Consider the following 25067-nt stretch of genomic DNA (forward strand, 5'->3'; position numbering starts at 1 on the left):
TGAACCAGTTCAAGATCCGGTTCGGCGACCGGCTCCCTCTCTGATCATCATCAACTGACAGTAACCACGGCAGGAACCAGGACCACGGAGCAAAACACCGATCACACACAACCCAATTGACATCCCCTTCGCGTGCAGCAGGATGGGCCTGAGCTGGTCGCCGAGCGTCCCGAGCTCCTTGTTCACCTCGATGAAGGACGCGCCGCCGTCCTTCATCGCCGCTTGCGAGATGTGAAGGTAGACGCCCACGGCGAGACCGAGCTTGGCGGACTTGAGGGCGAACTCCTTGCGGCACTTCGGCCGCTCCAGCAGCGGCAACTGCCGACACTTCGAGTACTGCTCCACCCGGGCGGCTATCTCCAGCAGCGAGGGATCCCGCTCGGCCGCCACGGCCGAGCCAGCGCCCGCCCCCACGGTCAGGCACACGACCGTAAGCAGGGTGAAAATCTTCTGTTTGACGTGCTGATACATGCGTTCCTCACGGTGCGGACCCGCGAAGGGCCCGCTCCCCCTGGCAGCAACTGCCTTGTGTTACTTGCGCGTAGCGCGCGTGGTCACGACAAACCGTAAGCCGTTACCGAAGGTCATGATCATTTCGCTATGGCTCGCACTGACACGAGATAGAGCCGACCGGGCCCTGCACGCACCGGGGCCTCTACTTCCAGAATCCGCGAACCGCCGTTCCGTCTTTGACCTTTTCCAGGCCGCCGGCACCGAGCTGCTGACCCTGCCCTATCGGGAGCGTCGCCGAAGGTTGGAGGTGCTGTTCGCGGCCCGCGGCCTGAGTGCGTCGTGGACGTTGTGCCCGATGACCACCGACCTCGCCAAGGCCAGGAAATGGTTGGAGTCCTAGACGGACGTATCCGGCGTCGAGGGAATCTTGATCAAGAGCATGAGCCAGCGCTACCTGCCCACCATCGCGGTTGGACGAAGATCCGTCGTCGGGACCACCGAAGCGATCATCGGTGCCGTCACCGGTAGCCTCACCCACCCCCAACTCCTCGTTCTCGGGCGCCGCGACGGCAGCGGACGGCTGCGCACGGTCGGTCGCACCGCGCCCCTGCGGCCCGGACCAGGCGAGCCAGGTCGCCGAGCGTCTGACGGCGGCGGCGCCTGACCATCCGTGGATCGATGCACGGTTCTCGGCGGCGCGGGGCTCCCGCGACGTCCTGGACATCGTTCTTGTCGACCCGAGCCTGGTGGCGGAGATCAGCGCCGACACCGCCATCGACCGCGGAGTCGTCCACCGACCCCCTTTGCGCTTCCGGCGTCTGCGCCTGGATGTGACAGCGGAGGATGTTCCCCTGTTCGGGAAAGCGGCACACGGAGGCAGAGCCACGGGATGAGGTGCTCACAGCACCGGCCCCGGTTGACACTGCACCATCGGTCACGGTCTGCATCCGCTGGGCTCGTTTCAGGCCGGCGATTCTTGTCCGGCGGCTTCGGTGCTCGGTGATGCCGTGATCCGCCGGCTCGCTCGCGAGCAGGAGCGCGGCGAAGCGAGGCGGTGGATTCTGCGGTCCAGGGCGTCGGCCAGGCGCCGGCGTTCCCGGCCCCGGATGGCGGCGAGCGTGTGCGGTGTGGTTTCCAGCCGGGCGGCCAAGAAGCTGGTCGGCCATCCTCGTTGCGGCCAGCGGTCCCCGATCGCCGACGAGATCGACGTCCAAGCAACAGCCACTACCCTGGCCCGAGCCGCATATACGTGTGCAAAATTCGGGGTCAAGGTCCCTGACGGGTACGACGGTCTCCTGCACACCTGGCCCGCCACGGCGGACGCCATCCCCTTCAAGAGGACTTCCGCCCCGTCATCAGGGCCTCCACGGGGTAGCCGCTGGTCGCCGCCGGGTCCGACGCGGGGCGGGAACTGGTGAAGTAGTCCGCATCCTTCGGGCGGTCGGCGGTGGGGGTGGGGCGGGGGCCCGGCACCAGGTGCGGTATGTACTTGGAACAGTGGATGTAAGCCTCTTCAACGCTGAGGTGGACCCACATTTCGGGGCCGCGCCCCGGAGCGATGTCGGTGGGCAGGCCGGGGTGCGATGCGCGGAGTTCGGCATCGGCGTAAAGGTGGGCGACGCCGTTGACGTGCAGGCCGACGTGATGGTGAGTGAAGTCGACGAACAGCATGCCGAGGTGCGGGTTTTCCATCACGTTGCCGGCGCTGGCGAGCACCCCATTTCCCCGGAACTCAGGGTAGGCAAGAGTGCGCTCGTCCAGTACGTGCACGAAACCGGGTGGGCCCGCCCGGAAACTGGCGTCGCATTCCCCGTGCGAGTCGGCGGTGGCCAGGAAAACCATGCTCTGGCACCCGATGAACTCCCGCATCTCGGCGGTGAGGCACGGGCGCACCTGCTGGTCGTAGAAGCGGGTGGCGCGGTCGGCGCTGCCCAGATGCTGTTGCAGCCGGCGTTCGCCCGCTGATCCGAACGACTGTGGGGGCAAGGGCATGGGATGTTCTCCTGGCAGGATCAGATGGCAAGAGGGGAGCTCATGGAGCGGACAGCACGGGGGTCTCGAACGGGTCATGGTGGATGCGGTCGGGCAGGGTGCCGTGCAGCGTGAGTGTCTCGCTGGCGGAGACCACCATCGGGGCCGGTCCGCTGAGATAGACGTCGTGCTGGTACCACGGGCCGTACTCGGCCAGAACCTCCGGCAGGGATCCCCGGATGCCGGGGATGTACTCGTGGGAGACGGCGCCCCTGATCGTCAGCCAGTGGTACTGCTGCGCCATGCGGAGCATGTCATCGACTCCGTACAGCTCGGCTCCGGTACGGGCTCCGAGGAACAAGTCGACCTTGTGTCGTCCGCCACGACACGCCACCTCCTCGACGATCGCGCGGATCGGTGCGAGACCGGTGCCGCCCGCCACGCAGAGCAGGTCGCTGTGTACGGCTGCATCCAGCACCATGTCGCCCATCGGTGAGCCGAGTTGAAGGACGTCCCCCACGGCAGAACGGTGTACGAGTGCGTCGCTGACAGAGCCGCCCGTCACCGCACGTACGTGGAAGGTGAGGGTGCCGTCCCGACGGGGGGCGTTGGCGGGAGAGTAGTACCGCCACTGCTTGGGCCACCACGGCGTCTCAAGGCTGACGTACTGTCCGGCGGCATACGGGTACGGCATGTGGGGGCGTACGGTGACCTCGCCGATGCCGTGTCCGCGCAGAACCTTGTGCACCACTGTGGCGGGCCAGACGGCGGGTCGCTGCGCCTCGTCCTGCTCGGCGGCGCTGATCATGACGTCGGCGACCACACCGTATGCCTTGGTCCAGGCTGCGGCGATGTCCTCGGTCCAGGCGGGACCGGCGTAGCGGGCCAGAGAAGCGAGGAGGCATTCCCCCACGGCGGGAAAGTGCGCGCTGAGGGTGCCGAACTTGCGATGATCGCGGCCAAGGTGGCCGCAGAAACGGACCAGGCTCTCCGGGTCGTCGACCAGGTCCACGATGCGCAGCAGTGCGCGGAGCAGACGGCCGCGCTGGGCGTCCATTCCCGGGGGGAACATCGGACGGACCTCGGGGTAGCGGGCGAAGAGGATTGCGTAGAAGTAGACCGTCATGTCGGCGGCGAGCGGTTCGACGACGGAGACGGAACTCCGTATGAGTGCTATCTCGTGGGCCGAGAGCGGCGGCTCGGCGCTGGTCGAGGGCGGGGCGGCAGTCGCATGGGGGACGGGCTCCTGCGGGTGCGATTGAGTGGGTGGGTTTGTCGGGCGTCCGATCCGGAACCTCAAGAGACCAGTGATCCTCCCGTCGGTGTGCGACGTGGACGCGAGCGTCCGGTCGCAGGGCCGTTCATGAGGCCGGAGCCTTGCGGCATGCCGTAGGCAGAGCCCTCACCCGATCTGCCTCTCCCGAGGATGGCAATCGTGACGGCTACGGGGGCGGGCATGAGTCCTCCTGGTGGAGACGGGTAGCTAAATGGATCAAACGGTTCCGGAGGCTACATCATCGTCGTGGTGACTCAGAAGTAGTGAGGAGCACCACGGCTGGCGCGGCCGACTCCACGCTCGGCGATACCGCCTCGAAAGACAGTTGGCGCAAGACGCCGGATTCCCTGTATGAGCCCGATGGGGAGCTTGTTCGTGCACAGAGACCCGAAGAAAGCCCCCTGTCAGGCTCCCTGACCCTGCCCTCGATGTGGGCTGCCAATCGCCCCGGTGCCTGTGGGTACGCCGCCTTCCCGTCAGCAGCCCCGTCACGGCGCCGACGAACCGGTATTCCGGCGGAGGGACACTGCTGGGCCGAACCAGTGACTGGGCCCATCGGTACTCACACCCTACGGACCGCTGTACCCGGCGATGGCGCTGTTGTCGGCGAGCGCGAATCTGGTCCGCTGGCGGACAGCCGCTAAACAGACGCAGTGAAGCTCGGAAAGACGGCTGCCGAGCTGGGACTTCCCCTTCGGCGCACAGCCACCTACGCCGCCTCCTAATCGGGAACCGCAAAGACCTCTGAGCGGGTCTACGCGAGCACGCCGAGCGCATCGAGACAACCATCGGGCAGGCTGCTGACATACTGCTGGTACACTGCGGCGGAGCCGCGGAGAGGCTCTGCGGGGTGGCCGCCGCGATCGCGGGCGAGACCTCAACGCCCAGCTCTGCACACGGCCCTGATTACCGATGAGGCGGGGCGCATGCACCCGTTCTACAGCCGGTTGGCCGACCACGCCGGCCAGCATCTGCCCCATCAGGCCGACCGTAGGAATTCGTGAAAGCGGCAAACGACGTCCACCGCGGGCGGGTGGCGCGGGGGGGTGCTCTCACTCTATGAGCCGCCCCGAAACGGCTCGGCTCCTCAGCCGGCGGGTTCGCACCCGCCGGCTGAGGAGCCGTGAACCGCGTCACCGTCAGTCGAGGACGTCCGGGATCGGGTCGGTGTTGCTGCGCTGCAGAGCGGCCCCGGAGCCGGCCGCCGAACCGAGCGACCAGTCCATGAGCTTCATCGCGTCCGCGTAGCGCTCCTCGTCGTTCAGCAGGACACCGATGACGGTCTTGCCGTTGCGGCTGCCGGAGAAGACGATGCACTTGCCCGCGGCCGTGCCGGTGCCGGTCTTGACGCCGATGGCGCCGGGGTAGGCGTAGCCGGTGGGGCGCTCCCGGATCAGCAGGTTGCTGTTGCCCCAGGTGGCGTCGGTGGACGTGCCGCCGGTGCTGTACGTCGTGGCCTTCACGAGTTGCGGGAAGACCTTGCCCTTCATGGCGTACCGGGTGAGCTTCGCCAGGTCGCGCGGGGTCGTCAGGTTCTTCCCGGTCGGCGAGATGCCGTCGAAGGAGTCGTACGTGGTCTTGGTCATGCCGAGGGACTTGGCCTTGGCGTTCATCTGCGCGATGAAGTTTGCCGTACGGGCCGACGTGGTCGCGCCCTTGCCGAAGGTGTCCGCGAGCGCGTAGGCGGCGTCACAGCCCGACGGCAGCATCAGCCCGTACAGCAGCTGGCGGACCGTCGGGGTGGCCCCGACCTTGAGGTGGGCCGTGCTCGCGCCCTCACGGACGACGTAGTCCGCGTACTCCTTCTTGACGGTGACCTTCTTGTTGAGGTCAACACCGGGCGCCCTCAGCACGATCTGAGCGGTCATGATCTTGGTGGTGCTCGCACCCTGGCGTTGGGTGTCGGGGGCCTTGCTGGTGAGCGTGGCCCCGGTGCCGCCGTCGATCAGGATCGCGCCGGCGGCCGTGGTGGGAGGTGCGGCAACCGGAGCCGCCGACGAGACCGTCGAGGCGGCGACCAGGAGGGTTCCGGTGGCTACCGTGACGGCGACCGCGCCACGGGTGCGGCGCATGAGGTTCAATATCAAGTCAAATCCCCGCGTATCCGAAGAATTCCGAAGGGGAGGGACGTCGAAGTGTCCCTCCCCTTCCGGGAGCTTACGTAGCGGACGCCCGGAGGAACATCGGGCCGCGGGGTCAAAGCCCGTCCGGGCCCTGCCGGTCGGTCCCGTTCAGTCGCTGAAGCGGCCGAACCGGCCCTTGTGGAAGCTGAGCAGATCGCCCTGCCCGGCGGCGCCCGTGGCCTCGACGCCACCACGATCGGGTGGTTCCGGCGATGTGGACGGCGTGGATCTGGCAGTCGATCCAGGCGGGCACGGCATCCAGCTGGGGCAACCCGGTGACGGGGGCGGGCGCGTGAACGATCCCGGCGAACTCGTCGGCGCCGCCGACGGCGAAGGAGCGACACAGCGCGCCCTGTTCGACGCCGAGGATGTGCACGCAGAACACCCCGTCGCGGGCGATCCGCGGCCAGGTCGTCGACGCGCGGGCCACCATGAAGGCCACCAGCGGCGGGCCGAGGGAAAGCACCGGATCGAACCGGACGGCGACCAGGCCGGTGGCCAGGTCGCGGGCGAGCACCGGCAACTGGATGACCACGGCGCTCCTCTCGGGGATGGGCCAGCCGAAGTGCTCGACCGCCTCGGCGACCGTCACCTTCAGCGGCACAGACTGCCGCCTGCCGCGCCGGCGCCACGGGCGCGAGCGCCGCCGGTGGCTGCGGCCCCGGCTGTACCGGGCGCCGTGGATGGCGTTTTGCGCAGGGCGATCCGTGCCAGGTCCTGTCCGTCGGGCTGCTCAGCCCCCAATACCGGTCCTCGCCGCTGTCGTTCACGGCCTCAGTCTGCCCTTCCCCGCGTGAGCGACGCCCACGATGTGCTCGGTCCGGACTCGTTCGCCGCGTGCACCGACCCGTACTCGACGGTGCGCATCCCCGGACGCAACAGGTCCCGGGCGGTGCTTCCTGCGCCGGGTCCCGGCGTTCACCACGTCCGGCCGGTGGGTCGGTGAGGCCGCCAGCCCTGACGCGACCGGAGACCTGATCCACGCCTTCGAGAAACGGCGGCACGCGATGACGACCGCCGTCCCCGAGCGGCGCACCGTCCTGGAGCGATTCCCAGACCCCCGGCGGCTCCTGGCCCGCCGACGAATTCGCCGCCGCCCAGCGTGCCCAGGGCACCGACGCCCCAGGTCGTCATGGACCTCGGCAGCGGCTGGGCCACGCAGACCCCGAGCATCCAACAGTAGACCGAGCTACGTGACGAGGCCCCCGCTCCGGGAATCGAGGCGGATTCCAGCGGTCGTCGCAACACTGGTGTGGTGCGACGATGTTAAGGGCTGCCGCAGCGGACTTGGCGGGCTATCGTGGAAAGGGCGCTGAGCCGGGCTTCTTTGTCCGACTGACGGATGTGGCGTGAGGCCATACGCTCGCCCCATGACGTCAGATGAATCTCGCCCCAGCGGCCCCCGCAGCCCAGAGCAGCGCAAGCACGAGGCGCTGGAATGGCTGGCGCGGGACAACGACGTGTGGGTAGCCACTGCCGACGCCACTGGAGAGCCTTGTCTGGTTCCCCTTGCCTTTTGGTGGGACGGCGAGTCCGTCTGGCTCTCCACCCGCGACAGCAACCCGACCGGGCGGAACCTTGCCACATCAGGCCGGGTCCGGCTGTCCTTCGGTCACACCCGCAACGTGGTCCTGATCCACGGCACCGCACGGATGCTGACCCGAGAGGAGCTCCGGCCCGAGGTGGGGGATGCCTTTGCCGCCAAGGACGGCTGGGATCCTCGGAAGGACCATCCTTCTTACGTGTGGTTCCAGGTCGTTCCTGACGTCTTGCAGGCTTGGACGTCAGTTCCTGAAATGAGTGGACGCACTCTCATGCGTGAAGGGAAATGGCTGGTCTGATCCTGACGATGAAGCCCTTGGGGGACGTCCTCGTGAGGGCGGCCCCAAGGGCTTTCGAGCCCTACCTGGGGGAGCGTTTACCGGTAGACGCCCTTGCCCCGGGCCCTGAATCCGACCGCGGGTCCATGCCTCCGCACTTGACAAGTCCTCACCCGCGGCCTATCGCCCCTGCGGGGTGGTTGATCACCGGAAGTCGCGGCCGGCGTAGCCCTGGGTTGACAACATGAGCGCATGCCGCTGCAACCGGTTGAAGCCGCTCTCATAGCCGCGTCTGTGACCTCACTCGTGTCGACGGCGGCCGTGGTGGTCACCCATCGACTGACACAGGCGCGCGAACGTCGCCATCGAGCGTGGGATCGCCGCATGGATACCTACGCCGAACTGCTCAAGACCTACATGGCCGTTGCCGGGAGCCGGGAGCAAGTCCGCAAAGACAAGAAAGTAAAGCCGGATTTCCTACCCGACTTCGGTAGCGAGGCCTTCGCGTTGTTGGACGCGAAGCTGGGCCTGTTCGGCTCCCCCGAAGCCGTGGACCTGAGCGAACGATCCTTCGCGGCTCTTCAGAGGTACGACTCGGGGCCGGAGCCCGGCCCCCGGTCAGGTACAACGCCGACTACGCTCTCGGCAGCGAGCACGCGGACCTGGGCATCGAGGTCGGCCGTGTAATCCCTCGAATCGGCCGGGCCGGCCACGCGTCCGCCCCAACGGGGTCCGCGCGGACGAGGCGGACGCCTCTCGCAAGAGCCTCGCCTATTGCGCCGACGCGGAATCCGCTGCACCATCCCCGACATGGCGGACCAGGCGCCAACCGCAGAACGCTCGGCTCCCGCGGTGGCCTGCCACTCCACTTCGACCCGGACGGTGAGTGGCTCTGAGCCGGGCTGCTCGGCGCGGGGTCAGCACTTCACGATGGCCTCGATGTCGTCTCGGCTCAGAAGGGAAGTTGATTCCAATTCTCGTACCGGCCGGCGCGGAACACGTTCCCGCCCACGGGTTCGGTGGTGAAGCAGAGGTCGAGATCGGTCGTGTTGCGTATCGAGGAAATCCTGTTGGCGACCCCGCCGCCCAGGAGGATCGGCGACTCCTGTTGACGAGGGTCGCACGACTGAAGGTGGCGAAGCTTCCGGTGAAATTGCGGTCGGAGTACGGGCACACCCAGTCGGCCTTGCACGGCGGCACCGCCGCCGATGCCGACGACGGCGTGAACACTCCCGCCATGGCGGTTGCGGCGATTCCGACGCCGGAACGGCGGGTCCAGATCGAAGTTCTCAACATTGGTGCCGGCGTTCATCACGACCACCTTGCGGTCCACCCTCGTGACACTGAGCCCCCTGCCGTGAGCCCGTGAGCAGCGAGGTCTCGTACCGAGGTGGCCGCCCCTGAAAGCCTCCTGATAGGGAGCACCGTAAGTGCCCGCGCTGTGGGTGAGCAGCCGGTCGGTTGCCGCCCCTATGACGACGTCCATCTCCCCCGCCTCGGCCGCAACGCTCGTTACACCGCGCCGAGGAGGGCGTAAGCCGATCTCGACGCCGGCGTGATGGGTCAGGTCAGTTGGAGAATCACAACGTGCCCACCAGGGCGAACGTCCCCCGATGAGCTCTGGGCGTCCATGCGACCAGCCCCGCCGGCGGTGACGATGCCGAGACATGACGAGGGCCCGGCGCCATTGCGGCGCCCGCGCACGCGCAAACCCGCGTCGCGCAGCCTGTCGAGTTCACGCCACACCTCGGCAGGACCGCCACGGGCCGCAGGCGAGGGTGCCGCCCGTTTGCGCTCGGAGCGTTTGGGGTTCGACGGCTTCGGCGATGAGGACTCCGGCGCGAGGCACACCCGTCGATCGGGTTGTCTGCGATGCTCCCGGGCTCGCGGAGCTTACGCAAAGGTGATCCCAGGGGTCTTGACGGCACAGTTGTGAGCGTTAACACTCTTGTAACGCCAGGCCAGAGCAGTGCGGCCGGGTCATGCACCCCACCGGCCGGCACAGCCCACGGCGCCGACCGGAAACACCCGGGCCGCGCCAGGCCGGGCCCCTCGTCACGCCGAGTCGCGGCGTATCAATGGAGGAAACGTGCGAAGAATCTCGACAGGCTTCGTTGTGGCGGCCCTCGGCCTGACACTGGCGGGTTGCGGCCAGAGCGCGAACGGCGCCGGGAGCGACGCGGACGGGGGCGACGCCAAGGGGGGCCTGGTCGGGATCGCCATGCCGACCAAGTCCTCCGAACGCTGGATCAACGACGGCGCCAACATGGTCAAGCAATTCCAGGCCAAGGGCTACAAGACGGACCTCCAGTTCGGCGACAACGTCGTGGAGAACCAGGTCGCCCAGGTCGAGAACATGATCACCAAGGGTGCCAAGCTTCTGGTGATCGCCCCGATCGACGGCTCCTCGCTCAGCGACGTGCTCCAGAAGGCCGCCGACGCGAAGATCCGGGTCATCTCCTATGACCGCCTGATCCGCGGCACCGGGGACGTCGACTACTACGCCACCTTCGACAACTACAAGGTCGGCGTCCTGCAGGCCACGTACATCACCGACCGGCTCGGTCTCCGGGACGGCAAAGGCCCCTTCAACATCGAGCTCTTCGCCGGATCGCCGGACGACAACAACGCCGCGTTCTTCTACCAGGGCGCCATGAGCGTCCTGCGGCCCCACATCGATGCCAAGAAGCTCGTGGTCAGGAGCGGCCAGACGGAGTTCGCCCAGGCGGCCACCCTGCGCTGGGACGGCGGCGTGGCCCAGTCCCGGATGGACAACCTGCTCAGCAAGGCCTACTCGTCCGCCACCGTCGACGCGGTGCTCTCGCCCTACGACGGCATATCCATCGGCGTCGTGTCCTCCCTCAAGGGAGTCGGCTACGGCGGGGCGGGCAAGCCGCTGCCCATCGTCACCGGCCAGGACGCCGAACTCGCCTCCGTGAAGTCCATCATCGCCGGCGAACAGACCCAGACCGTGTACAAGGACACCCGCGAACTCGCCAAGGTGGCCGTGCAGATGGGTGACGCACTGCTCAGCGGCCGAAAGCCCGAAGTCAACGACACCAAGCAATACGACAACGGGGTGAAGGTCGTTCCCTCCTACCTGTTGCAGCCGGTCAGCGTCGACAAGGAGAACTACCGGAAGCTGCTCGTCGACTCCGGGCAGTACACCGCCGGCCAGCTGAACTAGTGCTGTGGCCGGAAAGGTTGGCCGGGTCGCGGTGTCCGGTGCGGTGCATCGCAAGGCGGAGGACTGCCGCTTGTACTGGACGTACTCGGGCGGTTCGACAACGCGGCGAGGTGCCGTGCCGGGCGCCGTGACACGGTGAACCTTTCCGGTCACAGCACGAGCCGCCCCCGGGCCCACCCACCGGGGCCGAAGAGCCGGTGATGCGGCGCCGTCCCGACCCGCCCGCCGCATCACCCCCAGTCGAACGGACCCACCACCATGGCCGGACCCGTCCTTGAGATGCGGTCGATCAGCAAGTCCTTCCCCGGCGTCAAGGCACTGTCGGACGTCAATCTGAACGTCGCCGCCGGCGAGGTCCACGCCATCTGCGGCGAGAACGGGGCAGGCAAGTCCACCCTGATGAAGGTTCTCAGCGGCGTGCACCCGCACGGTTCCTACGAGGGCGAGATCCGGTTCCAGGGCGAACCGTGCGTCTTCGGCGACATCCGGGCCAGCGAGCGACACGGCATTGTGATCATTCATCAGGAACTTGCGCTCATACCCTACTTGTCCATCGCCGAGAACATCTTCCTCGGCAACGAGCACGCCTCGCGTGGCTTCATCAGCTGGCACCGGACGCTCACCCACGCCCAATCCCTGCTCGAACGCGTGGGTCTGCCGGACAACCCACAGACCCGCATCGCGGACATCGGCGTGGGCAAGCAGCAACTCGTCGAGATCGCCAAGGCCCTCGCCAAGGAGGTCAAGCTGCTGATCCTGGACGAACCCACGGCCGCGCTCAACGACGAGGACAGTCGCAAACTGCTCGACCTCATCATCGAGCTCAAGGCCCAGGGCATCGCCTGCATCGTCATCTCGCACAAGCTGAACGAGATCGCGCGCGTCGCCGACGCCGTGACCATCCTGCGCGACGGCCGCACCATCGAGACCATCTCGGTCGAAGCCGAGGGCATCTCCGAGGACCGCATCATCCGCGGGATGGTGGGCCGCGACCTGGAGCACCGCTATCCCGAGCGCACTCCGGACATCGGCGAAGTCGCGCTGACCGTCGAGGACTGGACCGTCCTGCACCCGATCGACGTGCACCGCAAGGTGGTCGACGGAGCGTCGATCACGGTCCGGCGCGGCGAGATCGTCGGCATGGCGGGCCTGATGGGCGCGGGCCGGACCGAGCTCGCGATGAGCGTCTTCGGCCGCTCCTACGGACGCCGCACCGGCGGCCGGGTCCTGCTCGACGGCAAGGAGATACGTACCCGCACGGTCCCCGAGGCGATCGCCCACGGCCTCGCGTACGTCACCGAAGACCGCAAGCACCTCGGGCTCAACCTCTCGGAGGACATCCGTCGAAACATCTCGCTGAGCGCGCTCGGCAAGGTCTCCCGCCGGGGCTGGGTGAACGAGCACGAGGAGACCCGTGTGGCGGAGAGGTACCGCAGGACCATGAACATCAAGGCGCCCTCGGTGTTCGGGGAGACCGGCAAACTCAGCGGCGGAAACCAACAGAAGGTCGTCCTCAGCAAGTGGATCTTCTCCGATCCCGAGGTGCTCATCCTCGACGAGCCGACCCGGGGCATCGACATCGGTGCGAAGGCCGAGATCTACGCGGTGATCGCGAAGCTCGCAGCCCAGGGCAAGGCCGTGCTGGTGATCTCCTCCGAACTGCCGGAGCTGCTCGGCTTGTGCGACCGCATCTACACCATGGCCGAGGGGCGCATCACCGGTGAGACGACCCGAGCGGACGCGACCCAGGAATCCCTCATGCGCCTCATGACCGTGGGCGCCGCAACCCAGAACGAGCAGGTGTGACGCATGACCCAGATCCAGAGCCCCGCCATTGACGTCGGGGGCGCCGCCCCCGACGGGAGCAAGGGCAGCGGCGCACCGGAAGGTCCGCGTGTCCTCCTCGTGCACCTCCTGCGCGGCAACATCCGGCAGTACGGCATGCTGATCGCCCTCGCCCTGATCATCGTGCTGTTCCAGATCTGGACCGACGGAACACTGCTCAAGCCGCTCAACGTCACCAATCTGATCCAGCAGAACGGCTACATCCTGATCCTGGCCATCGGGATGATGATCGTCATCATCGCCGGCCACATCGATCTGTCGGTCGGCTCTCTGGCCGCCTTCGTCGGAGCCGCCGCCGCGGTGATGATGGTGCAGCACGACATTCCCTGGCCCGTGGCTTCCGCCGTCGCGCTCCTCATAGGGGCCGCGGCCGGAGCATGGCAGGGCTTCTGGATCGCCTACGTGGGCATCCCGTCGTTCATCGTGACCCTCGCGGGGATGCTGCTCTTCCGGGGCGGGACGCAGATCCTGCTCCAGGGCCAGTCGGTGGCCCCCTTCCCGCAGGGCTTCCGTCAGATCAGCAGCGGCTTCCTACCGGAGGCCGGCCCGCACACGAACTACCACAACCTCACCCTGCTGCTGGGCTTCGGTGTGCTCGCGCTGGCCGTCGTACAGGAGCTCCGGGGCCGCCGCCAGGCCGCCTCCTACGGCCTGCGGCTGCTGCCCACCGGCCTGTTCCTCGTCAAACTGGCGGCGATCACCACCGCGGTGACGGTCTTCACCCTGCTGCTCGCGAGCTACCACGGCTTCCCGATCGTGCTGCTCATCCTCGGGGTGCTCTTGGTCGCCTTCGGATACGTGATGCGCAACTCCGTCCTGGGACGCCACACGTACGCCATCGGCGGCAACGAGCCCGCCGCCAGGCTGTCCGGCGTCAAGAGCAAGCGGATCGTCTTCCTCGCCTTCGTCAACATGGGCGTCCTGGCGGCGCTGGCCGGGCTGGTCTTCGCGGCCCGCCTCAACGCGGGTACGCCGCAGGCGGGCATCAACTTCGAACTGGAGGCGATCGCAGCGGCCTTCATCGGCGGCGCCTCCGCTTCCGGCGGTGTCGGCACCGTGCTCGGTGCCATCATCGGCGGTCTCGTGCTGGGCGTGCTGAACAACGGCATGTCACTCGTCGGCATCGGCACCGACTACCAGCAGGTCATCAAGGGGCTCGTATTGTTGGCGGCGGTCGGTTTCGACGTGTGGAACAAGCGCAAGGTCGGCTCCTGAAGGTCGCCGCTCGACGACGGTTCGCCCCGGCCCGCGGCCGGGGCGAACTGTTTGCCTTCCTGTGTCGGAACGCGGAAGCTGCCACCTCCCAGGGGGATGGAGGCGTCTGTGGGACGAAGGAACGAGGTGAAGCACCAGTGGGAGCGCTCCCACCATGCTCCCGGGCGGAGCGCGCGGTCAAGATGCGCGAGCCGGCGAAGAAAACGAGGCAGCGCCGTGACGAAGCTGCGCAGGGCTCTGTTCACCGGCGGGGTCACGCGCTATGGTCCAGCCTTACCAGTGGGAGCGATTCCGACAGTTGACGCTGCGTCACGCAGGCGTCTGAGCTGCAAGGAGTCGCTCATGCGACACCCCCCGCACATGCCCGCATTACTCGTGGGCGCGGCCCTCGCCCTCGTGAGTGCCTCCCCCCTCCCCCCTCTCCCGGCGGCCGCGGCCGCGCCCGCCTGCGTCGTCGAATACGCCGTCACCCACGCCTGGGACCAGGGCTTCCAGGGCGCGGTCACCCTCACCAACAAGGGGGCTCCGCTGTCCGGGTGGACACTCACCTTCGATTTTCCCGGCACCCAGAAGGTCAGCCAGGGCTGGAACGCGCAGTGGTCGCAGAGTTCGCGTACCGCGACGGCGGTCAACGAGACGTGGAACGGCGGACTCGGCACCGGGTCGAGCGCCACACTCGGTTTCCTGGCCTCCCGGTCGGGAGGAAACCCGGCACCCACGACCTTCGCACTCAACGGAAACACCTGTGCCACCGTTGCCGGTGACCCGACCGAGCCGCCGACACCCGCCCCCACACCCACACCGGTAGTGGATCCACCCGCCCTTCATGTGAGCGGTAACAACCTCGTCGACGCGTCCGGCGCCACCCGCCGTATGGTCGGAGTCAACCGCTCGGGTGGCGAGTTCATGTGCGTCCAGGGCCACGGGATCTTCGACGGTCCCGTGGACGACCACGCCATCGCGGCCATCGCCGACTGGAACGTCAACACGGTCCGCATCCCCCTCAACGAGGAGTGCTGGCTCGGCCTGGACAACATCAGGCCCGAGTACGCCGGGGCCCGCTACCGCGACGCGGTGACCGCCCTCGTGCGGCGCATCGAGGACCACGGCATGACCCCGGTCGTCGAACTGCACTGGTCCTGGGGCCAGTACACCGGTAACTCCGCCGGCTGCGCCGACATCCACGCCACCTGCCAGAAGCCCATGCCGGACGCCCGGCACGCGCCGGCCTTCTGGACCTCGGTCGCCAACGCCTTCAAGGGCGACCCCGCCGTCGTCCTCGACCTGTTCAACGAGCCCTATCCGGACCGTGCCGGCTCCACCCCAGCCCAGGCCTGGAGCTGCTGGCGGGACGGCGGCAGCTGTCCCGGCATCGGCTACGAGGTGGCGGGCATGCAGGACCTCATCGACGCGGTACGGGCCACCGGCGCGCGGAACCTGATCCTGGCGGCCGGAATCGCGTACGCCAACGACCTCGGCCAATGGTGGGCGCACCGACCGCACGACCCGATCGGCAATCTCGCCGCCGCCTGGCACGTCTACAACTTCAACGCCTGTGCCGACGAGGCCTGCTGGGACTCGGCGCTCGGGCCCCTCGCGGCAGAACTTCCCATCGTGGCCGGCGAGATCGGTGAGAACACCTGCTCGCACGCCTTCATCGACCGGGTGATGCGGTGGTTCGACGGCCGTGGGCTGTCCTATCTCGGCTGGACCTGGAACACGTGGGACTGCTCCTCCGGCCCCGCACTGATCAGCTCCTACGAGGGCGCTCCCACGGCCTTCGGCATCGGGCTCCGCGACCGTCTGCGCGCCCTCCCCGCACACGAAGGAAAGGACACACCATGACCTCCACCACGTCTCCCCGTCCCCGTACCGCCTTACTGGCGGCCGCGGCCCTCGTCGCCGCGGCCACCGGTACCGCGACCGCCGTGTCCGGCGGCGCGGGAACGGCCGCCGGCTGCAGGGTGGACTACACCGTCCAGAACCAGTGGGGCTCCGGCTTCACCGCCGCGGTCACCGTCACGAACACCGGCACGGCCGTCCAGAGCTGGCAGCTGAAGTGGTCCTTCGCCGGAAACCAGCAGGTCACCCAGGGTTGGAACGCCGGACTGACGCAGAGCGGGGCCGCAGTCACCGCCAACAACGCCGCCTACAACGGATCGCTGGGCACCGGCGCCTCGGCCACATTCGGATTCAACGCCTCGTTCAGCGGCGCCAATCCCCTACCGGCCGCCTTCGAACTGAACGGCGTCACCTGCGGCGGCGTCCCCGGCGGCCCCACGAACCCGCCCGGCCCGACCGACCCGCCCGGACCCACCGACCCGCCCGGGACACGTGTTGACAACCCGTATCGCGGAGCATCGGTCTACGTGAACCCCGAATGGTCGGCGAAGGCCGCCGCCGAGCCCGGCGGCAGCAGGATCTCCGGCCAACCGACCGGCGTGTGGCTGGACAGGATCGCCGCCATCACCGGCAGCCCGAGCAGCATGGGGCTGCGCGCGCACCTCGACGAGGCCCTGCGACAGAAGGGGGCGGGCGAGCTGGTCGTCCAGCTCGTGATCTACAACCTTCCCGGCCGCGACTGCGCGGCCCTCGCCTCCAACGGGGAGCTGAAGGCGGACGAGATCGACGTGTACAAGGCACGGTACATCGACCCGATCGCGGCGATACTGGGCGACCCCAAATACGCCACCCTGCGCATCGTCACCACCGTCGAGATCGACTCCCTCCCCAATCTCGTCACCAACACCGGCAGCCGACCGACCGCCACCCCGCAGTGCGACACGATGAAGGCCAACGGCAACTACGTGAAGGGCGTGGGGTACGCCCTCAAGAAGCTCGGAGGCGTCCCGAACGTCTACAACTACGTCGACGCGGGGCATCACGGGTGGATCGGCTGGGACGACAACCTCGGCCCCTCGGCCGACCTGTTCAAGCAGGCCGCCACAGCCGATGGCGGCACCGTCGCCTCCGTTCACGGGTTCATCACCAACACCGCCAACTACAGCGCTCTGAAGGAGGCGCACTTCTCGGTCGGCGACTCGGTCGCCGGCAAGTCGGTCCGCGAGTCGAAGTGGGTGGACTGGAACCGCTACGTGGACGAGCTCTCCTTCGCGCAGGCCTTCCGCGCCAAACTCGTCTCCGTCGGCTTCGACCCGGGGATCGGCATGCTCATCGACACCTCCCGCAATGGCTGGGGTGGCGCCGCCAGGCCCGGCGGCCCCGGCTCCCCGGCCTCCGTCGACACGTATGTCGACGGAGGCCGCTTCGACCGTCGTATCCATGTCGGGAACTGGTGCAACCAGTCCGGGGCGGGGCTCGGCGAGCGTCCGACGGCGCAGCCCGCCCCGGGGATCGACGCCTACGTGTGGATGAAGCCGCCCGGCGAGTCCGACGGCTCCAGCAGCCAGATCCCCAACGACGAGGGCAAGGGATTCGACCGGATGTGCGATCCGACGTACGGGGGAAACCCGCGGAACGGGTTCAACCCGTCGGGAGCCTTGCCGGGTGCTCCCGTATCGGGCCGGTGGTTCTCCGCCCAGTTCCAGGAACTGATGCGCAACGCCTACCCGCCGCTGCGGTAGCCCGGCGCCACGGGCGGGTGACGCCCCGGCGTCGGCGACGCCTCAGGGGCGCCGGTGGCGGATCCGCCTGCGGGTCCGCCACCGGCGCGCGCACGCCGCGCGGGAGGTGTCCAATTGGATCAGGAGCGCCCTCGATCCTGCCGGAGTGAGACACGCGTGAGCGACAACGGCCCGGGTGAACGCGTCACAGCAGCGGAGTTCCCCACGGCTGTTCTGGTACTCGACGCCGCCTGCAACGTCCTGACGGGCACACGTTCGGCGGCGACGCTGCTGGGCGTACCGGAGGGTGTCGGTGCGCCCGGCGCCGAGCCGCCGGGCGCGGAACTGCTCTTCGAGGATCGCGGCCTGTGGGCCCGCCTGGTCGCCGGAGCCGTAGGAGGTGCCAGGCGCAGCGCCCGGGCCCGCCTGCTGCGACCGGACGGCGGCCTGCTGGAGGCCGACGTCGACATCATCACCCTGTTGGAGGGCTCGTCGGCGCGGTTCCTGCTGCGCCTGCGCCCCGCCGACCCGGACCACCCCGTACCGGTGGCGGTAGCCGGTGACGTGCGTCGGGCCCCTCCCCTGCCGCCGGCGGACCGGCGGGCCGCCGAGCGGCTGGCGCTGCTCAACGCGGCCGCCGCGGAGATCGGCAGCTCCCTCGACATGGTGCGCGACGCCGAGCAGTTGGTCGGGGTACTCGTTCCCGCGTTCGCCGACCTCGCGGCCGTCGACCTCACCGAACCGGTGCTGATCGGCGAGGAGCCTGGAGAGATGGCCACCGGAGCGCCGATGCGGCGTGTCGCCGTGAGAGCCGCCGACGGGCGTTGGCCTCCCGAAATCCACTCCGTGGGCGACACCATCCGTCTGCGGAGTGTGGAGAGCATTCACCTGCGCGGGAGTTCCGCGGTCTTCCTGCCCGACCTGACCGAGCTCCGCGCGGTCCTCTCGGGCGAGGAGGAACGTACGCGGTTGATCCTTCCGCCTCAGGCCGCCTCCCTCATGCTGATCCCGTTGCAGGCGCGCGGCGCGGTTCTCGGCGCCCTGGTGCTGTGGCGCACCGCGGAGCGCCGTCCGTTCGACCAGGAGGACGCGGCCCTCGCCGAGGAGATCGGTTCTCGGGCTTCGCTGAGCATGGACAACGCGCGCCGCTACACCCGTGAGCGCCGTACCGCGCAGGCCCTGCAGCGCGGTCTCCTGCCGAGGCCCGTCATGGACCGTCACCGGCGCGGAGACCTTCGGGGTGCATGTGCCCGCCGGCGCGAGCCCGGCCCTCGGCGGCAGCTGGTTCGACGTCATCCAGCTCCCCTCGACGCGGCTGGCGTTCGTCATGGGCACGGTGGCCGGGCACGGGCTGAACGCCACGGCGGCGATGGGGCGGCTGCGGTCCGCGGTGCAGACCCTGGCCGATCTGGACCTCAGTCCGGACGAGCTGCCGGCCCACCTCGACGACCTCCTGGTGCGCTTCATCGAGGACGACGACCGCCAGGAACCGGAGACGCACGCGCCGAGCGCGCTGACCGGCGCCACCTGTCTCTACGCCACCTACGACCCGGTGTCCCGCACCTGCGTACTGGCGGGAGCCGGTCACCCACCGCCCCTGCTGGCCGCGAGGGGGCAGCCCGGGAGCGGTCCGGTGACGTACCGCCCCGGACCGGTCCTGGGCACCGGCGGGCAGCCGTTCGAACCGATGGAACTGCGCCTGGGCCCGGGGATGTGCCGGCTTTCCACGGTGGGGCGCTCGGCAGGGGCACCGGCGGGCCGGAGCAACGCCTGGAGGCCCTCGGGTCGGGGGTGCGGGACGGCGCCGACAGCGGGCTGCCGGTCACCGAGATCGGGCACGGCATCCTGGGCGCCCTGTTGCACGAGCCGCCGGACGACGACCTGGCACTGTTGGTGGTGCGCGTCAGGGAGGTGCCCGCGGATGCCACCTCCATGAAGGACACCCCGCCCGGCAGCCCCTGCGACATCACCTTGAGCGTGCGCAGCAGGACCGATGTCTTCCAGTCGCCCTCCCCACCGAAGCCGTACCCGTCGGCCATCAGACGCTGCACGGCCAGCCCCGGCAGTTGTCGCAGGCCCCCGAGGTCCTCGAAGTTGGTGGTGAAGGCGCGGAATCCGCCCGCGGTGAGGAACGCGCGCATGCCCAGCTCGATGCGCGCGGCGTAGCGCAGCGAGGCGTGTCGGTCTCCGCCGGGCCGCAGTTCGGGCGCGACCCGGTAGGTGTCCTCGTACTCCTTGACGAGTTCGGTGACATCGGCCTCCAGGGTGTCGTCGACGACCTCGACGAGGTCGTTGACCCCGTAGGTGTTGACGGAGGCACCGAAGCGCAACTGCGCCTCCACCTTGTCGCCTTCCGTGACGGCCACGTCCCGCATGTTGTCGCCGAATCGGGCCAGTCTGAGGCCGCGCATCTCGGCCCGCCCGGCGGCCGCCCGGACCCACGAAGCGATGCGCGCGGCCACGGACGGGTCGCTCACGTGGCCCGTGATCGTCTTGCGGGTCACGCCGATGCGGGTCTGGATGTAGCCGAACTCCCTGTCCCCGTGGGCTGCTTGGTTGAGGTTCATGAAGTCCATGTCGATGGACGACCAGGGCAGGGCCACGTTGGCCTGGGTGTGGAGGTGGAGGAGGGGCTTGCCCAGCGCGTCCAGGCCGGCGATCCACATCTTGGCCGGGGAGAACGTGTGCATCCACGCGATGAGCCCGATGCAGGCGTCATCGGAGTTCGCCTCCAGACAGATGCGGCGGATCGCCTCGGCGTCGGTGAGGACGGGCTTCCAGACGATCCGGACGGGGATGCCGGGGTCGCCTTGGAGGGTTTCGGCTATCTGCTGCGACTGCCGGGCCACTTGGCGCAGGGTCTCGTCCCCGTAGAGGGACTGGCTGCCGGTCAGGAACCACACTTCGCGTTCTTCGAGTGTTGCCACGGAAAAGCTCCTCACCGGCCGGCCTTCTGGCCGTACACGTTCTGGTAGCGGTGGTTCAGTGCGTCGATGTCGCTCTGCGCGAGGGGCAGCGGTTCGCCCGACTGGCGTGAGATGTGAACGGTGCGGGCGACGTCCTCGCACATCATGGCCGCCTTGGCGTCCTTGCCCACGGTGAAGACTCCGTGGCTCTTCATCAGGACGGCGGGCGAGCGGTGTCCGTCGAGGGTCTCGACAATGCCCCGGCCTATGGAGTCGTTTCCGATCAGCGCGAAGGGACCGACGGGGATCTCGGCTCCGAACTCGTCGGCCATGGCGGTCAGCACACAGGGGACGGCCTCGCCGCGCGCCGCCCAGGCGCAGGCGTAGGCGTAGGTGGAATGGGTGTGACCACGCCCGCCACTTGCGGCATGTGCCGGTAGACGTAGGCGTGCGCGGCGGTGTCGGAGGAGGGGGCGTAGTCGCCTTCGACCACGTTCCCGTCCAGGTCACAGAGGATCATGCGCTCGGGGGCCAGGTCCTCGTAGGGGACGCCACTGGGTTTGATCACCATCAGGTCCTCGCCCGGTACGCGGGCGGAGACGTTCCCCGCCGTCCAGACGACGAGGCCGTAGCGGACCAGTTCCTGGTGCAGGTCGCTGACCTCGCGGCGCAGCTGCTCGATCGGTGACGTCATGGGCGGTCAGGGCCTCTCGGTTCGGGCAGTCGGGGCGGTCGATGCGGTCAAGGCGGCGTTGCGCAGGGCGCGCAGCCGGTGCAGCTGCTTGTCGGGGCCGGTGCCGAAGTGGTCATGCAGGGCGCGGTACTCCGCGTACAGCGCGTCGTAGGCATCGGCCCGTGCGGGGTCCGGCACGTAGGCGGCCCGCTGGACACGGCCCATGGCCGCCGCGGCGGCTCGTACGTCGGGGTGGGCGCCTGCGGCGACGGCCGCGTGGATGGCCGCGCCGAGCGCCGGGCCCTGGGCGGAGGTGGCGAGGGACACCGGCCGGCGGAGCACGTCGGCGTGGATCTGCATCAGCAGGGCGTTCTTCTTCAGGCCGCCGGTGACAATGAACTCAAGCACCGGTACACCGCCCTGTTCCAGGGCGTCGACGATGGTGCGGGTGCCGAAGACGGTGGCCTCCAGCAGAGCGCGGTAGATCTCCTCCGGCCGCGTCGCCAGGGTGAGCCCGACGATGACGCCGGAGAGGTGGTGGTCCACCAGGGTGGAGCGGTTGCCGTTCATCCAGTCGAGGGCGATCAGACCGTGGCCACCGACGGGCTGGTCGGCGCACTTGCGGGTCAGCAGCTGGTGCAGGTCCTCGCCGCGGGCCTCGGCCTCGGCCTGGTAACCGGCCGGGACGCCCTGGGCGAGCCACCAGGCGAAGATGTCGCCGACCGCGCTCTGCCCCGCCTCGTAGCCGTACGCGCCGTCGACGATCCCGCCGTCCACGACGCCGCAGATCCCGGGGACGTCGGCGAGCGTGGCACCGTTCACCACGTGGCAGGTGGAGGTCCCCATGACCGCGAGCAGTCGGCCGTTCTCGACGGCCTGGGCCGCGGAGGCCGCGACGTGGGCGTCGACGTTGCCCACGGCGACCGCGATGCCCTCGGGAAGGCCCGTCCAGGCGGCGGCCTGCGCGGTGAGCGAGCCGGCGCGGGAGCCCAACGGGGAAAGCGGATGCTCCAGGCGGGTACGGGCGAAGTCCCCGAAGTCCGGGTGCAGGGAGGCGAGGTAGGCCTCACTCGGGTACCTGCCGTCCTGGTGGATTCCCTTGTAGCCGGCGGTGCACGTGTTACGAGTCTCGGCGCCCGTGAGCTGCCAGACGATCCAGTCGGCCGCCTCGATCCAGCGCTCGGTCGCCGCGTACGTGTGCGGGTCCTCCTCCAGCACCTGCAACGCCTTCGCGAACTGCCACTCGGCCGAGACCCTGCCGCCGTAGCGGGCGATCCACTTCTCGGCCCGCAGGTGGGCGAGCTCGTTGATCCGGTCGGCCTGACCCTGGGCGGCGTGGTGCTTCCACAGTTTGGGCCAGGCGTGCGGGCGGTGGCCCAGCCCGGTCTCGGAGAGCGGCTGCCCGTCGCGCCGTACAGGCAGGACCGTGCAGGCGGTGAAATCGGTCGCGATGCCGATGACGAGCCCGGGGTCCACGCCGGCGGAGGCGATGGCGTCCGGGACTGCGGTGCGCAGCACCTCGCGCCAGTCGTCCGGATGCTGGAGCGCCCAATCGGGCGGCAAGGTGGCCCCGGTGGTGGGCAGTTCACGGTCGATGACGCCGTGGCGGTACGTGTGGACGGCGAAGCCGAGCTCCTCACCGTCGTGGACGCGGACCACCACCGCTCGGCCGGACAGCGAGCCGAAGTCGACACCGACGACGTAGCGCACGGCATCCCGGGCGGCTGAGGGGTGGGACGGGGTCACGTTCACATCCTTGGTACGGAGCCCAGCGTCCCGGGACGGCACCCGGGCGACAGGGGGACGGTGGCCCGCGGGCTACCCTGGGGTGAGATTGTGAGCGTTAACAATCAAGCTCCACAAGAGCCCACGCGCACAGCGTTACCCAATCTTGACCTCCCGCCCCCGGTGCACCTGTGGCACCTGAGGGCTCCCTGACCTGCGCGAACGCCCGGGTCTGTGCAGTACTAGCGGCTCGGGCGACCCGTGCTGCGGCGCAGCACTATCTCCGTGGGTACCAGGACGTGCCGGCTCGCGGACTCCGGCGCCCCGCCCCGCTCCCTGCCGCCCGCACCGGTCGGGCGGTCGTCTCCGGTCAACTCGTCGACCAGCAACTCCAGTGCACGCCTGCCCAGTTCGGCGAAGTCCTGTCGGACCGTCGTCAGCGGCGGAGCGAAGTAGGCGGCTTCGGAGATGTCGTCGAAACCCGCCACGCTGATGTCCCCGGGGATCGCCCGGCCCGCTTCGTACAGCGCGCGCAGCAGGCCCAGCGCCAGTTGGTCGTTCGCGCAGAAAACCGCGGAGACGCTGGTGTCCCCTGCGATCCGAAGGCCGGCCTCGTATCCGGCGCGGGCGCTCCAGTCCCCTGCATGCGCCTCGGGCACAGGGGCGCATGCCTCCTCCAGTGCCCTGCGCCACCCGGCCTGCCGGGCCGTGGTCTCCAGCCATCCCGGCGGGCCGGCGATGTGGTGGACCGTGAGGTGTCCGAGGTCGAGCAGGTGTCGGGTGACGGCGTGGGCGCCCGCCTCGTTGTCGATGGAGACCGTGGGTACGCGCGACCCGCTGCCCGACCCGACCGCCACCACGGGCACCGCCGTGGACAGCTGGGCGATCGCGCGCACTGCCGGAGTTTGCGGAGCGATCACCACGATGCCTTCGACGCCTTGATCCCTGAGCCGGTCCACGGCCTCCTGCACCGCGCGCGTGTTCAACGACCGGATGCTCGCCACGCTGACGAAGTAGCCCGCACTGCGCGCCGCCTGCTCGATGCCGTCCAGCATGGAGGCCGGTCCGTACAGCGCGCTGCCAAAACTGACCACGCCGAGCGTCTGGGATCGGCGGGTGACCAAGGCCCGAGCCGCCACGTTGGGGCGGTAATCCAGCTCGCGGATGGCGGCGAGCACCCGATCGCGTGTGCCGGGGCGGACGTGGGGCGCGCCGTTGAGTACCCGCGACACCGTCTGGTGTGACACCCCGGCGACGCGCGCGACATCAGCCATCACAGGCTGGCGCGGTTCAGGTTGTTCCGTACTTGCCGTTCCCACTGAGAGCCCTCTCGTCGGCGAAGCCCGCGGCGACCGGCCCGGGCTCCGGTGCGCGGACCGAAATCGCGATGGTGCCTGCACAGGACCCCATGAGGGCGAGTGTAATTGTTCACGATCACAGGTCGTCGCGCGATACGGCAGCGCGATGATCTGTGCCTTCCGATACGTGATTTCGACTCGGATCACGGGCTCGCCGCCCGGCCGAGAACCACGGGACGGGGCCTACGGCATGCCGGGGGTGGGCCGGTGGCCGCCGGTCAGCCGTGGGGGTGCCGGCCTCCGAAGCGGGCCAACCGGCCGCGGGCCGCGTCCACCGTCAGGCCGTGATCGGCGGCCACCGTCTGTGGGTGCCGGTAGCGGGGGGGGCGTCGTGGGCCGGCCAGGGCGCGGTGCGCTGGGCGATGAGTTCCAGGGTGCGGGCGGCTTTGAGGGCGGCGGCGCCGTCGTAGACGCTCCAGTGACTCACCTCCCGGCCCGAGCTGCCGACGCCGAATCGAAGAAGCCCGGCTTCGGGACCGTCCCGTCATCCAGGACCACACCCACCCGGCCCTCGTGCGACCGCCCATACTCATCCGACGTCCACGTCTCGTCCGTCTCCACAGCCACCTCCAACACCATCGCACCGGGCCGCGGTCCGCGACCCCGGGGACGACGATCTCGCACCCGGGGGTGCACGCGGGGCCAGAATCAGCGAGTTGGCTTCGGACCACGATGAAGAAGCCGGCGGGAAGCGGACCGGTGTGCACCGCCCGCCGCCTGGCTGTGTAGGCGAGCAGCGACGCAGTTTTGACGCGATATCGGGAGTCGTACGCTTGGGCGAGGAGGCGGTGTTCACGAGAACGGAAGGCGATCCCCCGGGCTCTGCTCAGCCTCGATCCACCGCGTGATCTTTGATCACGCGGTGTGATTGCTTTTGTGGTGGGTTTCCGGATTCGGGCAGGCCGGTATCCCGGGTGGCCGTCCCGGTGGCGGGTTCTCCGAGGTTCTTTCT

General features: G+C 69.0%; 17 protein-coding genes and 3 pseudogenes. 8 read left to right on the top strand and 12 right to left on the bottom strand.

Features of this window, described 5'->3' with window-relative positions; genetic code table 11:
* Nucleotides 1-9 precede the first annotated feature (9 nt).
* The 5 genes and pseudogenes from OTB19_RS35020 to OTB19_RS35040 all read right to left on the bottom strand — a co-directional run.
* Entirely contained in the window at nt 10-471 is a 462-nt protein-coding gene (locus tag OTB19_RS35020) for a hypothetical protein (RefSeq protein WP_267802772.1), read from the bottom strand.
* 1314 nt (nt 472-1785) lie between these two features.
* Nucleotides 1786-2445, bottom strand: a complete 660-nt coding sequence (locus tag OTB19_RS35025) for a pyridoxamine 5'-phosphate oxidase family protein (RefSeq protein ID WP_267802773.1) — start codon at nt 2443-2445, stop codon at nt 1786-1788.
* Between the two features lie 40 nt (nt 2446-2485).
* Nucleotides 2486-3550: a globin domain-containing protein gene (locus OTB19_RS35030; RefSeq protein WP_324290572.1), complete on the bottom strand. Its 1065-nt coding sequence runs from the start codon at nt 3548-3550 to the stop codon at nt 2486-2488.
* A gap of 1289 nt (nt 3551-4839) precedes the next feature.
* Complete coding sequence (locus OTB19_RS35035; protein WP_267802774.1) at nt 4840-5772, bottom strand: D-alanyl-D-alanine carboxypeptidase family protein; 933 nt, start codon at nt 5770-5772, stop codon at nt 4840-4842.
* Nucleotides 5773-5931: 159 nt separating this feature from the next.
* Nucleotides 5932-6286, bottom strand: a pseudogene (locus OTB19_RS35040) (flavin reductase family protein); the annotation flags it as partial.
* 907 nt (nt 6287-7193) lie between these two features.
* On the opposite strand from OTB19_RS35040, the gene OTB19_RS35045 reads away from it, so the two are divergent.
* Together OTB19_RS35045 and OTB19_RS35050 are read left to right on the top strand one after the other, a co-directional pair.
* The gene (locus OTB19_RS35045) at nt 7194-7664 is read left to right on the top strand and encodes a pyridoxamine 5'-phosphate oxidase family protein (RefSeq protein WP_267802775.1); all 471 of its coding nucleotides are present in this window, start codon (nt 7194-7196) and stop codon (nt 7662-7664) included.
* A gap of 363 nt (nt 7665-8027) precedes the next feature.
* The gene (locus tag OTB19_RS35050; RefSeq protein ID WP_267802776.1) at nt 8028-8330 is read left to right on the top strand and encodes a hypothetical protein; all 303 of its coding nucleotides are present in this window, start codon (nt 8028-8030) and stop codon (nt 8328-8330) included.
* Between the two features lie 265 nt (nt 8331-8595).
* On the opposite strand, the gene OTB19_RS35055 is transcribed toward OTB19_RS35050, so the two are convergent.
* Complete coding sequence (locus OTB19_RS35055) at nt 8596-8976, bottom strand: hypothetical protein (protein WP_267802777.1); 381 nt, start codon at nt 8974-8976, stop codon at nt 8596-8598.
* Nucleotides 8977-9732: 756 nt separating this feature from the next.
* Here OTB19_RS35055 and chvE point away from each other — a divergent pair.
* The 5 genes from chvE (at nt 9733) to OTB19_RS35080 (ending at nt 17474) form a co-directional block, all read left to right on the top strand.
* Nucleotides 9733-10830, top strand: a complete 1098-nt coding sequence (gene chvE, locus OTB19_RS35060; protein ID WP_324290573.1) for a multiple monosaccharide ABC transporter substrate-binding protein — start codon at nt 9733-9735, stop codon at nt 10828-10830.
* A gap of 258 nt (nt 10831-11088) precedes the next feature.
* Nucleotides 11089-12636, top strand: a complete 1548-nt coding sequence (gene mmsA / locus OTB19_RS35065) for a multiple monosaccharide ABC transporter ATP-binding protein (RefSeq protein WP_267802778.1) — start codon at nt 11089-11091, stop codon at nt 12634-12636.
* Between the two features lie 3 nt (nt 12637-12639).
* Entirely contained in the window at nt 12640-13890 is a 1251-nt protein-coding gene (mmsB, locus tag OTB19_RS35070; RefSeq protein ID WP_267802779.1) for a multiple monosaccharide ABC transporter permease, read from the top strand.
* A 342-nt stretch (nt 13891-14232) separates the two neighbouring features.
* The gene (locus tag OTB19_RS35075) at nt 14233-15735 is read left to right on the top strand and encodes a cellulose binding domain-containing protein (RefSeq protein WP_267802780.1); all 1503 of its coding nucleotides are present in this window, start codon (nt 14233-14235) and stop codon (nt 15733-15735) included.
* Entirely contained in the window at nt 15732-17474 is a 1743-nt protein-coding gene (locus OTB19_RS35080) for a glycoside hydrolase family 6 protein (protein WP_267802781.1), read from the top strand. Before OTB19_RS35075 ends, OTB19_RS35080 begins: the two co-directional genes overlap by 4 nt.
* Before the next feature lie 42 nt (nt 17475-17516).
* On the opposite strand, the gene OTB19_RS35085 is transcribed toward OTB19_RS35080, so the two are convergent.
* Complete coding sequence (locus OTB19_RS35085; RefSeq protein ID WP_267802782.1) at nt 17517-18296, bottom strand: hypothetical protein; 780 nt, start codon at nt 18294-18296, stop codon at nt 17517-17519.
* A 484-nt stretch (nt 18297-18780) separates the two neighbouring features.
* Here OTB19_RS35085 and OTB19_RS43785 point away from each other — a divergent pair, with 484 nt between their 5' ends.
* Nucleotides 18781-19389, top strand: coding sequence for a PP2C family protein-serine/threonine phosphatase (locus OTB19_RS43785; RefSeq protein ID WP_420716974.1), 609 nt, complete (start codon nt 18781-18783; stop codon nt 19387-19389).
* On the opposite strand, the pseudogene OTB19_RS35090 reads toward OTB19_RS43785, so the two are convergent.
* From OTB19_RS35090 to OTB19_RS35110, 5 genes and pseudogenes are all read right to left on the bottom strand, one after another.
* A pseudogene (locus OTB19_RS35090) lies at nt 19382-20380 on the bottom strand (L-arabinose isomerase family protein); the annotation flags it as partial. The gene OTB19_RS43785 and the pseudogene OTB19_RS35090 sit on opposite strands and share 8 nt — an antisense overlap.
* A gap of 11 nt (nt 20381-20391) precedes the next feature.
* Nucleotides 20392-21053: pseudogene (locus OTB19_RS35095) on the bottom strand (L-ribulose-5-phosphate 4-epimerase).
* A gap of 6 nt (nt 21054-21059) precedes the next feature.
* A complete protein-coding gene (locus OTB19_RS35100) occupies nt 21060-22784 on the bottom strand; it encodes a ribulokinase (RefSeq protein ID WP_267802784.1) in 1725 nt (574 codons plus the stop codon).
* Nucleotides 22785-22999: 215 nt separating this feature from the next.
* Nucleotides 23000-24031: a LacI family DNA-binding transcriptional regulator gene (locus OTB19_RS35105; protein WP_267802785.1), complete on the bottom strand. Its 1032-nt coding sequence runs from the start codon at nt 24029-24031 to the stop codon at nt 23000-23002.
* Between the two features lie 361 nt (nt 24032-24392).
* Nucleotides 24393-24542, bottom strand: coding sequence for a hypothetical protein (locus tag OTB19_RS35110; protein WP_267802786.1), 150 nt, complete (start codon nt 24540-24542; stop codon nt 24393-24395).
* Between the last annotated feature and the right edge of the window lie 525 nt (nt 24543-25067).

The organism is Streptomyces sp. H27-H5, from assembly GCF_026627505.1.
Classification (GTDB): Bacteria; Actinomycetota; Actinomycetes; order Streptomycetales; family Streptomycetaceae; genus Streptomyces.